We start from the raw sequence: 14,754 nt of genomic DNA, 5'->3' as shown, positions 1-14,754 counted from the left end.
AAAAATTTATACTGCAAAAATAGTGAATTTTATAAAGAATTGGCATAATGAAAATTAGAAATCAAGAAATTTGATTATGCCTACAGGCTACTCACAATTACGGATAATATCCCAAAAAGTAAAATCCATTTTAAAAGGATACTCAAAAAGCGAAACTCTTTTTTAGTTTTTGCATTCCAAATTTTTATAGTAAAATATAATAATGGGCCCACTACAAAAAGCAATAAATATAGGGTTGTAAAAAGCAATTCAATATAATACTTATTGATGTAATAAATAAGAGAAAAAATAGGGATAAAGCTTAGTCCAGAAACTATTTTTGCCGTTCTAGATTTTCCTATTGCTATTGGTAACGTATTCATACCTTCATTGTAATCCCCGTCTATATCTTCTAAATCTTTAACAATTTCTCGAAGTAAATTAAGCATGAACGCAAAAATAGCATAATCTAAAAGTATTGAAAAAACATAGGCCATTTGCTGTTGATTACCTGGATGGATAGTTGGGAATAAATCAAAAATTCCAATAATTACTACACTAGAAGAGAGCAACAAAGACACAATTATATTACCAATAAGCATCATTTGTTTGAAGCTGGTTGCGTACAGATAAAGTGTTGCGGCAATCAAAATAAAAACAGTTGCAAAACCCGGTTTCAATATTACATTTGATAAATAAAATCCTATACCTACACCAGCAGCTGTAAGGCCAATATATAGGTTATAAGCTACAGTTTCCGTGATGCTTTTACCGACAATTACGTTTTTAGGTTTGTTGATTGTATCTGTATTTTGGTCAAAAATATTATTGATGACATAGCCTCCAGCAGCTATTAAAAGGGTTGATACAACCAATAACATGTATTGCCAATCTGATAGTGCCAAAGGGATTTTCTGAATTTTAAAGAATCCATACCTAAAAATAAGCTGCATAAAAGCAAGCATCAAAAGGTTTTGATACCGAATTAGTTTTAGGTATTTCATTGTTTCATTGTTCCGTTTTTATAATAGTTTTATGGCCATTAATAAATGAAGATTCTCAGTGAGAATTTTTAATCATGTTTTCCGTCAAAATGTTTCATCCATTTTCCTTGGGCTTTCATCACTTGTTCAATGACATCACGTACGGCGCCTTTTCCGCCATTTTTATGCGAAATGTATTTTGAAATGGTTTTGATTTCCGGACTGGAATCTTGAGGACAAGTAGGTAGTCCCACTAGTTGCATGACATGATAATCAGGAATGTCATCACCCATATACAAAACATGTGCAGGGTTAATTTGGTATACTTCAGTATATTCATCAAAGGTTTCTACTTTATCAGGCGTGCCTAAATAAATGTCGGTAATTCCAAGATTACGAAGTCGTACTCGAACACCTTCATTACTTCCTCCAGAAATAATACAAACATTATACCCGCTTTCTACTGCAGCTTTCATTGCATAGCCATCACGAATATTCATCGTTCTAAGAATTTCTCCTTCATTAGTAACAAAAACGGAGCTATCGGTAAGCACACCATCTACGTCAAAAATAAACGTAGTAATATCATTCATTATTTCTTTATAACTTTTTGCCATTCTCTTGTATTGATTGTGTTAGTATTTTATAAATATTGAGATGATTCTCCTTTGACAAAAAACCCTCATGTGCTTGGATAGTTGCTGTATCATTGCGTTTTGCTGGTCCGGTTTGCGCTTCCTCTGGAGAAAGAATCATTATTTTGGTAGCAGTTTCGGCAATTAAAGGTTTTAGAATTTCAAAAGGAACCTGGTTTTCCTGACAAATTTCCTGGGCTATTTGATACATATGATTGGTGAAGTTGTTGACAAATACTGCTGCAACATGAATTGCTTTGCGTTGTTCAGAATTGATGGCAAAAACTTTTTCAGCAATCGTTTTAGCCACTTTGTCCAATAGTTGATAATCAGTAGCATTTTCGCTTTCTAAACATATTGGGATGGTTTTAAAATCAATTTCTTTCTTTTTTGTAAAGCTTTGCAATGGATAGAAAACCCCTTTTCGATTGTTTTCATCCAAAGCATTTAATGCAACACTTCCGGAAGTATGCACCACCAAACGATTTTTGAATGGAAGCTTCGATGAGATTTCAGCTATTGCATCATCTGAAACAGCTATTATGTATACGTCAGCTTCCGCCAAAGTATTCAGATCATTTGTGATATTTCCTGAATCCAGTAGGTGCGAGACGCTCCCTACATGTCTGGAATAAACCTGAACTAATTCAATATCTGTTCCCAAACTAGGAGAATTTTGAAATGCTACAATCAAATGTTGCGCTACATTTCCAGAACCAATAATTACTACTTTGATCATACGCCAAAAATAGCAAAAAAATATGAAGTGTTTAATTCAAATTTTCGAACAATAATAAATCAAAATAAACCCTAAAAAGGGCCTGCTTAGAGTTATGTACAAGGGCTTAATTTTGGATTAAATTAACAAATGTCCGAATATAAAAGTCAACATTTTTAAGTACTTTTGTGGCACTTTTACAAAACATAATCCCATAAAAATGGATAAAAAAATATTTTCTTTTTTGTTTTCTACACGATTAATGGCTCTTTTATTTATTTCTTATGCCGTTGCAATGGCTACTGGGACTTTTATCGAAAGTAAATACAATACCGATACTGCAAAAATTCTAATTTACAATGCATGGTGGTTTGAAGCCATTCACGTATTTTTCTTAATTAATTTTATTGGGAATATCAAGCGCTACCAACTCCTCAAGAAAGAAAAGTGGGCTACATTATTGCTTCATTTATCGTTTGTATTTATCATATTAGGTGCTTTTGTAACGCGGTATATTAGTTATGAAGGGATGATGCCTATTCGCGAAGGCGCTGCTGAAAACCAAGTTTTTTCAGATAAAACATATCTTACTCTTTTTGTGGATGGAGAATATAAGGGCGAAATGAAACGTAGGGTTTTTGAAAAAAAAGTGCTGCTTTCTCCTGCAACCAATAATCAATTTACTATTTCAGATAAGTTTGCTAATACACCATTTGAAGTGAGTTATGAAAATTTTATTATGGGCGCTAAGGAGTACATAAAACCCGACCCCAAAGGGATTGTTTATTTAAAATTAGTAGAAGCCGGAGACGGTGGCCGTGAAGAACATTTTTTAAAAGATGGAGAAGTCCAAAACATCCATAATGTTCTGTTTGCTCTAAATAAATATACTGACGGTGCAATCAACATTAATACTCAAGGAAGCAGTTATACAATACAAACGCCATTTGAAGGAGCTTTTATGCGTATGGCGGATAAATTCCAAGGTAAAGTAATAAAGGATAACAGCCAGCCGTTGATGATGCGTTCCTTATATACTATTGGAGAAATGCGGTTTGTATTTCCTGATCCTGCGGTGAAAGGAGTTATTGATTACGAATCTCAAAATGATTTTAAGGCAAAGAATCATGAAGATGCATTAACCATAAAAATAACGGCCGAAAACCAAGAAAAAATAGTTACTGTATTAGGTTCTAAAGGTAAATTAGGAGATTCTAAAACAGTAAAAATAGGAAAAATAGACTATACTTTTTTCTATGGAAGTAAAGCATATGTATTGCCTTTTAAGATAAAATTAAATGATTTTATTGCTCAGAAATATCCAGGAACGGAGAAAAGTTACTCTTCTTTTGAAAGTAAAGTGACTGTAGAAGACAAGAAACCTTTTGATGCCAGAATATATATGAATAATGTTTTGGATCATGATGGCTATCGCTTTTTTCAATCAGGATTTGATCCTGATGAAAAAGGAACAATTCTGTCAGTAAACCATGATTTCTGGGGAACCGCGCTTACTTATATTGGTTATTTTATGTTGTATTTTGCCATGATGGCCATTATGTTTACCAAATATTCCCGTTTTGCAGATATTAAGCGAAAACTAGAAGTGGTTAAGACTAAAAAGGCTAAATTGTTGACTCTATTACTCTTGTTTTTTAGCTTTAATAGCTTTGCACAGGAGCAAGAGCATGACCATGCCGCTCACGAAGGGCATGCACATACGGAGGCCGAAGCACCACCAGCATCACATACAAATCATACTAAAAAAGTATTAAGTCAGGACGAACTAAATGATTTGATTACCAAGTATAAAGTGCCGGAAGAACATGCAACAAAATTTGGTAGACTTGTTATTCAAGATGGAGGCGGAAGAATGAAGCCTATTAATACATTTTCTTCGGAATTATTACGAAAAGTTAGTCATGATGATTCATATAAAGGAATGAATTCTGATCAGGTATTTTTGTCTATGACACAATACGCGAGTTATTGGATTGAAATACCAATTATCTACATTAAAAGTGGGAATGACAGTATTAGAAAAATTATTGGAATAGATAAAGCAGCAAAATTTGCTCCTTTTGTCTCTTTCTTTGACGAAAAAGGGAATTACAAGCTTTCTAAATATTTAGAAGAAGCATTCAAATCAGCGAATCCAAACCAATTCGAGAAAGATTTTATCGAAACAGATAAAAAAGTAAACCTAATGGAATCGGCTTTGAGCGGACGAATATTAAAGATTTTCCCAATTCCAGAGGATAAAAATAACAAATGGGTTTCCTATTTAGAATTGAATGAGTCTGGTTTCAAAGACATGGAAGCAACCTACACTAAAAATGTATTGCCTTTGTATTTTGGTTCTTTGGCTAATGCTTCAACTTCGAATGATTATAAAACGGCAGATGAATTACTGGAAAGCATCAACGGTTTTCAAAAACGATTTGGAAGTAAAGTGAGGCCTAGCGAAGAAAAAATCACTTCAGAAGTATTGTACAACAAATATGATGTGTTCAAAAAATTACCCTATTGGTATATTTTTGCATCTATTCTGATGTTGTTCTTTACGATTTTACAAATCTTCAAAGAAAGAAAGGCATTGAATTTTTTAGTCAATTTCATGCACATAGTTGTAATTGGATTGTTTGTATTACACACTTTGGGTTTAATCGCCAGATGGTACATTTCTGGTCACGCGCCTTGGAGTAATGCGTATGAATCTATCATATATGTAGCTTGGGCAACCATGTTTTTTGGTCTTGCTTTTGATAGAAAATCGAAGCTTACCGTTGCTTCATCAGCCTTTGTTACAGCCATGATTTTGGCTGCAGCCTACATGAACTGGATTGATCCTGAAATTGCTAATTTACAGCCTGTTCTGAATTCGTATTGGTTAATGATTCACGTGGCAGTAATCGTAGCGAGTTACGGACCATTTGCATTGGGAATGATCTTGGGAGCTGTTTCGTTATTGCTGATTTTGTTTACCAATGAAAAAAACAAAGCAAAAATGGATTTGAATATTCAGGAAATTACTTATATCAATGAACTTGCTTTAACGATAGGTTTGATAATGTTGACAATTGGAAACTTCCTTGGAGGGCAATGGGCCAATGAAAGCTGGGGGCGTTACTGGGGTTGGGACCCAAAAGAAACTTGGGCTCTTATCAGTATTATGGTGTATGCTTTTGTAATCCATGCTCGATTTGTACCCTCCTTACGTGGGAAATGGGTTTTCAATTTGATGAGTATGTTTGCCTTTATATCTATTTTGTTTACCTATTATGGGGTAAATTTTCATTTAGTAGGACTGCATTCCTATGCGAGTGGTGAAGCTCATTCCTTAAATTGGATTTGGTATTCACTAGGTTTCATAGCTTTATTTGGAGCTGTTTCCTATCCAAAATACAAGAAGTATTATAAGAAATAATTTCAAATTTAAATTCATAAAAAAAGGTTCAACTGTAAAGTTGAACCTTTTTTAGTATCTAAGAAAATATGTTTTTTATACTTTTCCTAAAGTATACAGTTGTTCCATTGTTGGAGATAAACTTCCACCTTTAGGCTCAAGTGTAATTCCAAAGGCTTCTGCTTCATTAGCATTATTCACTGCAAATAATTTTTGTTCATTTACATCAAAGTCTTTCAATAATCCGATGCTGGTAGGAGTCAACGGACTTAATTTCAAGGCCCAAACTTGGTATACCATTCCTTCTGGAGGTTCTGGTAATCCGGCAGCATCTATGTAAACTACTTTAGTGTCTTGATTCCAGTATACTTTTGCCGAGGATTCCGGGGCTACAGCTTGTCCTGCAAGAGAAACAATCGTATTATTAGTATCTCTAACAACCGCTAAACTGGTTTTGATCGATGTGTTTTTTAATTGTAAGTCGTTAAATTTTTTCTCTAATTTAGCATTCTCAATTTCAGTGTTAGCTACTTGAGTACTGGTCTGATTTAATTGGTTGTATTGATAGCCAATACCAACTAACAATAAAATAGCTGCTGCCCAACCAATATAGTGCGACTTGTTTTTAGTAGGTTCCAATTGGATCACGCCACTATGTTTCAGTTCTAGTTTAGCTTTAATTTTCTCATAATTAGCGACCGAATGAAACGGTGAAAAACTCGATGATAAAGCAACAATTGCTTTTTCAATAGCGATGATTTCCGCCTGTATTTCCGGATTGTTTTTTGCCATGGTGTTTACCTCTTCGTTTTCGGTTTCACTAAGTAAACCATAAACATAGAGTTCCAGGATTCCTGATTCTATATATTCTTTTGTTTCCATTATACTTTCAAATAATTTCTTAAGTCATTAATACAATTCCTGTTTTGTGTTTTTACTGTTCCTAAAGGAATTGCCAATTCGTCCGAAGCTTCCTGTTGGGTATAGCCTTTAAAAAACAGTAAATCTATTATTTGAATACACTTTGGTTTTAGCCTTTTTACAAATTCCTGTAAACCTATTGTATCCACTTTGTCAACCAGTTTAGAACTGTCTTCAAAATGATTTACGAAATTATCAGAGGAAAGGTTTTTTTGACTGTTATTAAAATTTTTAGAACGCAGTTTATCAATAGAAGTATTTCGGGCAATATTTAGAATCCAAGTGTAAAATCTTCCCTTGCTTTCATGGTAGGAATCAATGTTTTTCCAAATTTTTACAAATACATCTTGAAGTACATCTTCTGCTTCTTCTCTGTTTTTTACAAGAACATTAATAACCGAAAATAAACTTTTAGAATACATATCATATAAATGTGTAAATGCTCTCTCGTCTTTCTTGTAAATTAACACTAACAATTCTTCTTGGCTCATATCTTATAATTTTTCTACTACAAACTTATACATTCTTATTTACAAATGACATATTTTATGATTACCATCATTAAAATAAATTTTAAATTAAAATAATTGTATTTTTTTTAATACTGTAAGGTATTGTTTATCAATAATTTGGTAAAAATATTAGTTTTTTTTTATGTTTTTTAAAACCAAATCGAATACTTACCCGTAAATGATCGTATAAACTTTTAATTTTATCAAAATGAAAAAAACAAAAATGATTTTAGGTCTATCGCTAGTGGCGGTTTCAGGCTTAATTTTAGTAGCTGCGGATCACATTGATGCTCCATTAACAGCATCAGGAAGTGCTATTGATATTACTGATGTGTATGCTTTTCAAGGTCAAAACACTAGTAATTTAGTATTTGCTGTAAACACACAAGGATTGTTAAGTCCAGGTGCAACTGCTGCGGCAAAATTCGATGAAAACGTGATGATTGAAATCAACATTGATAATAATGGTGATAATGTAGAAGACCTAGTAATTCAAGCCATCAAAAGAGATGACAAAATGTACTTCTTTGGACCAGTTGCTCCAGGTACTACAGGAACTACAAGTACTATTAAAACGGCTGCTGCTTCTGGAAGTGTAACAATCTCATCTTACGGTGCTACACCATCAACCTCGGAACAAAATGGTATGAAATTTTTTGCTGGACCAAGAGACGATCCATTTTTCTTTGATTTAGGTCAATTCAAAGCTATTCTTGCTGGTAGTGCATCAGGATTTAATAGTCCAGGTGTAGATACTTTTGCAGGAACTAACGTAATGTCAGTGATCGTAGAAGTTCCAAAAGCAATGTTAGGGACCTCAAACACAGTAAACGTTTGGGCTGAAACAAAGAAAAAACAATAACATTTTAAATTTAAATTATGAAATCGCAAATTCTCGATTTCTCAAAAAAACTTAAATACAAACATCATGAGTAAAACAAATAAATTCAAAATTATAACAATCGCACTAATAGCTGCAGTTGTTTCAGTAAATTGTGATAACGACGATTCAAACGGTAATCCTGAAGCTAGTCTTAATTTTACAGGAACATTCGTTCAGCAAGATCAAATGGCAAGACCAGCAATTAATACTGTTTTCATTGCTTCAGGACAGCCTAAAGATGATTTTAATGCTGCAATTCCTTCAGCAATGGGAGGTAAATATCAATCGATTTTTCAATCAAGATTATTGGCTCTAAATTCAGGTTTTACAACTAATGCCTTGGGACAAACTGCAGCTCAGTTTACAGGTCTTTTGTCTACAGATGTACTAAATGTATCAAAGATTGCTAAAACAACGTTCTTTGATGGAACAAATGTTTTAACAGGAAGAGCATTAGCAGATGATGTAATTGATGTAGAATTGTTACTAATTTTTGGAGGGTCTGCTGGATCATCTAATCCTCGTCTTACTAAAGACAACGTAAATGCAAATGATAAAGCATTTGGAACAACTTTTCCTTACTTAGCTACTGCTTGGTAGTATTATTTTAAAAAAAACAGAGCGTTTACATGGTAATCTTCGCTCTGTTTTTTTTTTTTTTCAAAACAAACAAACAAACAAACAAAACGATTAGAGCATGAAAACTTTAAAAATAATCCCATTTTTAGTTTTCACAATCCTATTTATATTCGGTTGCGAGACTAAATCAAAACAAATTACGCATACAGAAGATTATAATAAATATTTGACAATAAAAGATAATAAATCATTGAGTTTTGCACAAAATGAAATTGATTTTTGGCAAAAAAAATTTGACGCAGCTCCCAACCAGATTAGTTATTTAAGTCAATTATCCTCTAACTACAGTACTCTTTTTGAATATACAGGCAATATCAGTCATTTGTATAAATCAGAAGAATTATTAACAAAATCGAATGAAGCGTATGATTACTCGAGAGTTTCAACCATTCGATCTTTGGCAAGAAATTATATTTCTCAACATCGTTTTAAAGAAGCATTGGCACTAGCTAACAAATCTTTAGTAATAGGGGAAGGGAAAAAAGAAACCCAAAAATTACTTTTTGACGTTCAAATGGAATTAGGAAACTATCCTGAAGCTATTAAAAATTTGAACGCTATTCGAGACATGACAGATTTTGATTATTTAATCCGCCTAGCAAAGTGGAATGATCATAAAGGCGATCTGGACACTGCAATAACTTTTATGGAAAAAGCCAGAGATATAGCTGAAAAATATGATAACAAGACCTTAAAAATTTGGTCTTATTCTAATTTAGGTGATTTTTACGGTCATGCGGGACGAATTGAGGATTCATACAATAGTTTCCTAAAGACGTTAGCGATTGATCCTAATTATTCTTACGCCTTAAAAGGAATTGCCTGGATTGTTTTCTCCAAAGAAAGAAATACAAAGGAAGCTAATCGAATTATTGATGCAATTGCAGTAACTCATAATACGCCAGATTTTTACTTATTAAAATCTCAAATTGCTCAATTTGAAGGAAATAAAAGCGAGGAAATAAAAAACAGAAACGCTTATTTCTCGATGATGGAGAATAATAATTACGGGGCAATGTATAACAAATACAATGTCTTGATATACGCTGATGACAAACAAACGGCTCAAAAAGCATTGGAAATTGCAAAAATAGAGGTCAATCATAGACCTACAGCTGATTCTTATGATTTATTAGCTTGGTCATATTTGAACTTAGGTCAGCATGAAAAAGCATTACGCATTGCTCAAAAACATGTGGTTGGAAAGTCATTTGAACCAAAAGTGCAGTACCATTTGGCCATGATTTACAAATCCAATAATCTAGTGCTCAAAACTAAACCTATCAAAGAAGAGTTGTTGTCTAGTTTGTATGAATTAGGTCCTAATTTTGAACAAAAAGTGAATCAGTTATAGCACATGAAAAATATTGTTTTAATAATAATTTTCCTTTTTGGTTTTTCTTCTTATAGTCAAATTCAAAAAGGAAAAATTTTAGATAGTGATGGGAATCCTGTAGAAAACGCTTATTTAGTAAATACAAATTCTGAAAGTCACTCTCATACAAATGAATTTGGTGCTTTTAGTTTAGATAAAACTGTTGTGGGAGATGTTATAAAAATAACGGCGCTAGGATACAAAAAGTCAAATTTCAACATTATTTCTTCCGATGCTATTATTATTTTGGAAGATGATATTTTTAGATTAAACGAGATAGTAATCCAACCGAAACTTTCGGCGATGAACGTTATTTCAAAAATTGATTTAGAAACGACACCAGTTAATTCTTCTCAGGAAATTTTGAGAAAAGTACCGGGACTGTTTATTGGGCAACATGCTGGTGGTGGTAAAGCAGAGCAAATATTTTTAAGAGGTTTTGATATCGATCATGGTACTGATATCGCCATTTCAGTAGATGGAATGCCAGTGAATATGGTTTCCCATGCACACGGTCAAGGCTATGCTGATTTACACTTTGTAATACCGGAAACGGTAGAAAAAATAGATTTTGGAAAAGGAACGTATTATGCTAACAAAGGGGATTTTGCTACAGCAGGATACGTTGCCTTCCAAACTAAAGATAAAATAGAAAAAAGTAGTATTGGTCTCGAAATAGGACAATTCAATATGATGAGAACGGTAGGATTGTTTAATCTTTTGGGTAACCAAAAAACACAAAGCGCTTACATTTCCACAGAATATATTCTAACAGATGGTCCTTTTGATTCTCCCCAAAATTTTAATAGAATCAATCTGTTAGGTAAATATTCCGCTATTTTAAATGATAATAGTAAATTTTCAATCTCAGCTTCTCGCTTTTCCAGTAAATGGGATGCTTCTGGACAAATACCACAACGGTTGATAGATAATGGAACGATTTCTAGATTTGGTGCTGTTGATGATACCGAAGGAGGTAATACGTCTCGAACGAACTTCAATGCGAGTTTGAGTAAACCAATTGATGAAAATACCTTCTTGAAAGCAAATGCTTTTTATTCAAATTATGAGTTTGAGTTGTATTCTAATTTTACTTTTTTCTTGAATGATCCAATTAACGGTGACCAGATTAAGCAAAAAGAAAATAGAGATATTTATGGAATGAATGCAGAATTGAACAAAAAAACTAAATTGAATGATGTGGATGTATTGTTACAATTTGGAGTTGGCTTTCGTGCTGATGCCACAAAAGATACGGAGCTTTCTCATACTTTGAACAGAAGAACGGTTCTTGAAAATATAAAATTAGGGGATATTGATGAGTCTAATTTGTTTTCGTATTTGAATTCAGAATTTAATTTTGGTAAGCTGATGGTTAATCCGGCTCTTCGATTGGATTATTTCAAATTCAATTATCAGGATAAATTGGAGGAGAATTACAAGACTCAATCTGAATTTAAATTTAAGTTTTCTCCAAAACTGAATTTTATTTATTCGCAAAACAACAATTTGCAGTTTTTCATAAAATCTGGAATGGGATTTCATTCGAATGATGCCCGAGTAGTCGTTCAAAATAGTGGGAAACAAATTTTACCAACGGCTGTAGGAACTGACATTGGTACTATTTGGAAACCATTTCCAAAGTTGATTCTTAACGCAGCACTATGGCATTTGTATTTAGAGCAGGAATTTGTTTACGTAGGTGATGCTGGAATAGTTGAACCAAGCGGACAATCAAGACGTATGGGAGCAGAGCTGGGGTTCCGTTATCAACTGAATGATTGGTTTTATTTTGATGCTGATGCCAATTATACGTATGCCAGAAGTATTGATGAATCAAAAGGGCAAGATTACATTCCGTTAGCACCTGATTTTACCACTACAGGTGGGGTAAGTTTTCAAAAATTAAATGGTTTTTCTGGAGGAATACGGTATCGTTATTTAAAAAGTCGTCCAGCAAATGAGGATAATTCTATTGTTGCTAAGGGCTATTTTGTTTCGGATTTAAATGTTAATTATCAATATAAGAATGTAAATTTTGGGATAGCAGTTGAGAATATTTTTAATACAGAATGGAATGAAACACAATTTGCAACTGAATCAAGACTTCAGAATGAAACAGAAAGTGTTGAAGAAATTCACTTAACACCTGGAACACCTTTTTTTATGAAAGGAAAAATTACTTATACATTTTAATACCGCATAAAAGTTTGTTGTTTATTTGTTTGGAAGCCTGGGATTTTAATAATTCCAGGTTTCTTTTTTAACAGCCGTTTAACTGAAATAAATTTTTATGAGACAAATATTTGTTTTATTTTTATAAAAAATTCAAACTATGAAAAATCTAGTATTTATAGCCACTTGTGCTTTAATTTTATTTAGTTGCCAAAACCAGGCACAACCCAAAAAATCTGAAAAAAGTATGACTGCAACATCTATAGCCAAAGAGACGATATATCAATTCAAAGTAGAAGATTTATCAGGTAATACTTTTGATTTTTCTACCCTTAAAGGGAAAAAGATCATTATTGTAAATACAGCTTCAAAATGTGGGTATACGCCACAATATGAACAGTTAGAGGCTTTGTACAAAGAATATAAGGACAAAGGTTTAGTAGTAATAGGTTTTCCTGCAAATAATTTTGCTTCACAAGAACCTGGTACTAATGAAGATATTGCAACATTTTGTAAATTAAATTATGGAGTAACTTTTCCTATGATGGATAAAGTTTCTGTAAAAGGGGCAGATATGGCAGCAATTTATCAGTTTTTAACTCAAAAAGCCAAAAATGGATTACAAGATTCAGATGTAAAATGGAATTTTCAAAAATACTTAATTAATGAAAAAGGAGAATTAGAAAAAGTATATCTTTCTGCAGTAGAACCTACTGATGAAAAAATTGTAAGTTGGGTGAAAGGATAATTTTGCCACTATCGTAACGTTACGAATTGATTTAAAATAGTATAATGAGATCCTCAATCAAATGAGAATCTCATTTTTTTTTAAATAGTGAAGGGATTATTCAATTCTTGAATTTTCATCCAAAAAAATTAAGAAATATTCAGTATTGAACTTTAATATTGAATGTTGAACTGGAAGTAATACAGAGTATAAAAAATTAAATTTTTTCGTTTTTGAAAATTTCCGCAACAGCTGCTTCGTAATTCCGTATACTTTGCGCTTTTTTTATTTTTTTCAAAACTTTATGTGGGTTTGAAAACGTAGCCGAAAAATATTCCCATAAATGGTACATTTTCAATAAAATATGTGTTGAACCAGAGAGCGATTCACTATAAATAGCATACAAAGTATCGTGAAACGTACTGAATAATTCCATTTTGTTCGCAGGATATTCTGAAGTATTGTTTTTTATCATGCTTGGTAAAAAAGGATCCGAAATTAATCCTCTGCCAATCATCCAGTGGTCAATGCTTGGGAATCTTTCTTGCATTTCATGAAATTTAGCCACTGAGGTTATATCACCATTGTAATACAGTTTATGCTTGCTGTTATCAATACATAGCTGAAACGCATCTAGATTTACGCCACCTTTGTACAATTGTTTTCCAATGCGCGCATGAATCGCAATATTTTTAATAGGATAAGTATCTAAAATAGGCAAAACATCAAGTATTTCTTCACTGTTTTCATAGCCCAAACGCATTTTCATTGACACAATAATGTCAGATTCATAGTGTGCTCTGTGAAGAATAGTATTGATTTTTTCAGGATTACTGATCAAACCAGAGCCCATTCCAGATTTGGTCACCATAGGATATGGACACCCTAAATTCCAGTTTAATTCTTTATAACCCAATTCTCGGACATAGTTGGCCACAAATAAAAATTCATCGGCATCGTTTGTTATCACTTGCGGAATTACTTCTAAATCAAGATTGTTTTCAGCAAGCAGGTCGCGTTCGTACGATGGTTTAATAACCATTTTTCCATTCAAACGGATGTAAGGAGAATAAAACGTATCAATTCCTCCAAAAATTTTGTTTTGTGCATTTCTAAAACGAAAGTCGGTAAATCCCTGAAGAGGCGATGAAAGTAAGGTGTAGTCCATGTAATTTTTAGTTGTGCAAATATACTACAAAGCTCAAGTCTTGAAGTCATAAAGTTTTTAAAGCCTCATATGTTGAATAAACGAACTTTATTTTAGTTCCAATTCAATTATTCTAAAATCAATTGCATGAAAACGGAGCTCAACCAACGGTCAAATTTATATCCGGATTCTTTTATAATACCAACGGTTTCAAAACCATATTTTTTATGAAAAGCAATACTACCTTTGTTTTCGGAATCAATAACGCCAATCATAGTGTGGTATTTTTGTTTTTTTGCCAATTGGATAAGTTCGGCCAATAATAATTTCCCAACGCCTTTTCCTAAAAATTCTTCCGCCACATAAACAGAATGTTCTACTGTAAAACGGTAGCCTATTTTATGACGAAAAGTTCCATAAGTAGCGTATCCAATTGTTCCGTTTTCAGTTTCGGCAACAATTACAGGTAAATCTTGGGCCAATTTATCTTCATACCACAATTTATGGGTTTCAAAATCACGTGGCTCATAATCATAAATAGAAGTACTGTGCAGTATTTGGTGATTGATGATTTCCAATATTGTATCTAAATCGGTAAAAACAGCCGGTCTTATTTTGATTTCCATATAGAATTTATTTTCCTTCAAATTTAAG

The 14,754-nt window shown here is 32.9% G+C and carries 13 protein-coding genes; 6 read left to right on the top strand and 7 right to left on the bottom strand.

The window, feature by feature from the left end:
- Positions 1–80 precede the first annotated feature (80 nt).
- The 3 genes from ACNQF9_RS09480 to ACNQF9_RS09470 form a co-directional block, all read right to left on the bottom strand.
- Positions 81–983: a geranylgeranylglycerol-phosphate geranylgeranyltransferase gene (locus tag ACNQF9_RS09480; protein WP_417959700.1), complete on the bottom strand. Its 903-nt coding sequence runs from the start codon at positions 981–983 to the stop codon at positions 81–83.
- A 68-nt stretch (positions 984–1,051) separates the two neighbouring features.
- Positions 1,052–1,579 (bottom strand): KdsC family phosphatase, encoded by a 528-nt coding sequence (locus tag ACNQF9_RS09475; protein ID WP_417959702.1) that lies wholly within the window; start codon positions 1,577–1,579, stop codon positions 1,052–1,054.
- Positions 1,563–2,336, bottom strand: coding sequence for a Rossmann-like and DUF2520 domain-containing protein (locus ACNQF9_RS09470; protein ID WP_417959703.1), 774 nt, complete (start codon positions 2,334–2,336; stop codon positions 1,563–1,565). The genes ACNQF9_RS09475 and ACNQF9_RS09470 overlap by 17 nt, the downstream gene beginning before the upstream one ends.
- A 199-nt stretch (positions 2,337–2,535) precedes the next feature.
- Between ACNQF9_RS09470 and ACNQF9_RS09465 the strand changes: the two genes are divergently transcribed.
- Positions 2,536–5,742, top strand: a complete 3,207-nt coding sequence (locus ACNQF9_RS09465; RefSeq protein ID WP_417959705.1) for a cytochrome c biogenesis protein CcsA — start codon at positions 2,536–2,538, stop codon at positions 5,740–5,742.
- Positions 5,743–5,817: 75 nt separating this feature from the next.
- Here the strand turns inward: ACNQF9_RS09465 and ACNQF9_RS09460 are convergent, their stop codons facing one another.
- On the bottom strand, positions 5,818–6,603 hold the full coding sequence (locus tag ACNQF9_RS09460; protein WP_417959706.1) for an anti-sigma factor: 786 nt from the start codon (positions 6,601–6,603) through the stop codon (positions 5,818–5,820).
- On the bottom strand, positions 6,603–7,133 hold the full coding sequence (locus tag ACNQF9_RS09455) for an RNA polymerase sigma factor (RefSeq protein WP_417959707.1): 531 nt from the start codon (positions 7,131–7,133) through the stop codon (positions 6,603–6,605). Before ACNQF9_RS09455 ends, ACNQF9_RS09460 begins: the two co-directional genes overlap by 1 nt.
- Before the next feature lie 229 nt (positions 7,134–7,362).
- Between ACNQF9_RS09455 and ACNQF9_RS09450 the strand changes: the two genes are divergently transcribed.
- The 5 genes from ACNQF9_RS09450 to ACNQF9_RS09430 all read left to right on the top strand — a co-directional run bounded on the left by ACNQF9_RS09450 (position 7,363) and on the right by ACNQF9_RS09430 (position 12,974).
- A complete protein-coding gene (locus ACNQF9_RS09450; RefSeq protein WP_417990121.1) occupies positions 7,363–8,016 on the top strand; it encodes a DUF4331 family protein in 654 nt (217 codons plus the stop codon).
- A 66-nt stretch (positions 8,017–8,082) separates the two neighbouring features.
- Positions 8,083–8,637, top strand: a complete 555-nt coding sequence (locus ACNQF9_RS09445; protein WP_417959710.1) for a DUF4331 family protein — start codon at positions 8,083–8,085, stop codon at positions 8,635–8,637.
- A 97-nt stretch (positions 8,638–8,734) separates the two neighbouring features.
- Positions 8,735–10,030, top strand: coding sequence for a tetratricopeptide repeat protein (locus tag ACNQF9_RS09440; protein ID WP_417990120.1), 1,296 nt, complete (start codon positions 8,735–8,737; stop codon positions 10,028–10,030).
- A gap of 3 nt (positions 10,031–10,033) precedes the next feature.
- Positions 10,034–12,247, top strand: a complete 2,214-nt coding sequence (locus ACNQF9_RS09435; protein WP_417990119.1) for a TonB-dependent receptor — start codon at positions 10,034–10,036, stop codon at positions 12,245–12,247.
- Between the two features lie 139 nt (positions 12,248–12,386).
- Positions 12,387–12,974 carry a glutathione peroxidase gene (locus ACNQF9_RS09430; RefSeq protein WP_417959715.1) on the top strand — a complete coding sequence of 196 codons (588 nt, stop codon included), beginning with the start codon at positions 12,387–12,389 and terminating at the stop codon, positions 12,972–12,974.
- A gap of 196 nt (positions 12,975–13,170) precedes the next feature.
- Here ACNQF9_RS09430 and ACNQF9_RS09425 read toward each other — a convergent pair whose 3' ends face one another.
- On the bottom strand, positions 13,171–14,121 hold the full coding sequence (locus ACNQF9_RS09425) for a tRNA dihydrouridine synthase (RefSeq protein ID WP_417959717.1): 951 nt from the start codon (positions 14,119–14,121) through the stop codon (positions 13,171–13,173).
- A gap of 107 nt (positions 14,122–14,228) precedes the next feature.
- Entirely contained in the window at positions 14,229–14,726 is a 498-nt protein-coding gene (locus ACNQF9_RS09420) for a GNAT family N-acetyltransferase (RefSeq protein WP_417959718.1), read from the bottom strand.
- Positions 14,727–14,754: the final 28 nt, after the last annotated feature.

Origin of the sequence: Flavobacterium amylolyticum, assembly GCF_048284335.1 — a bacterium.
GTDB lineage: Bacteria > Bacteroidota > Bacteroidia > Flavobacteriales > Flavobacteriaceae > Flavobacterium.
This window is presented reverse-complemented; position numbering and strand designations above follow the sequence as displayed.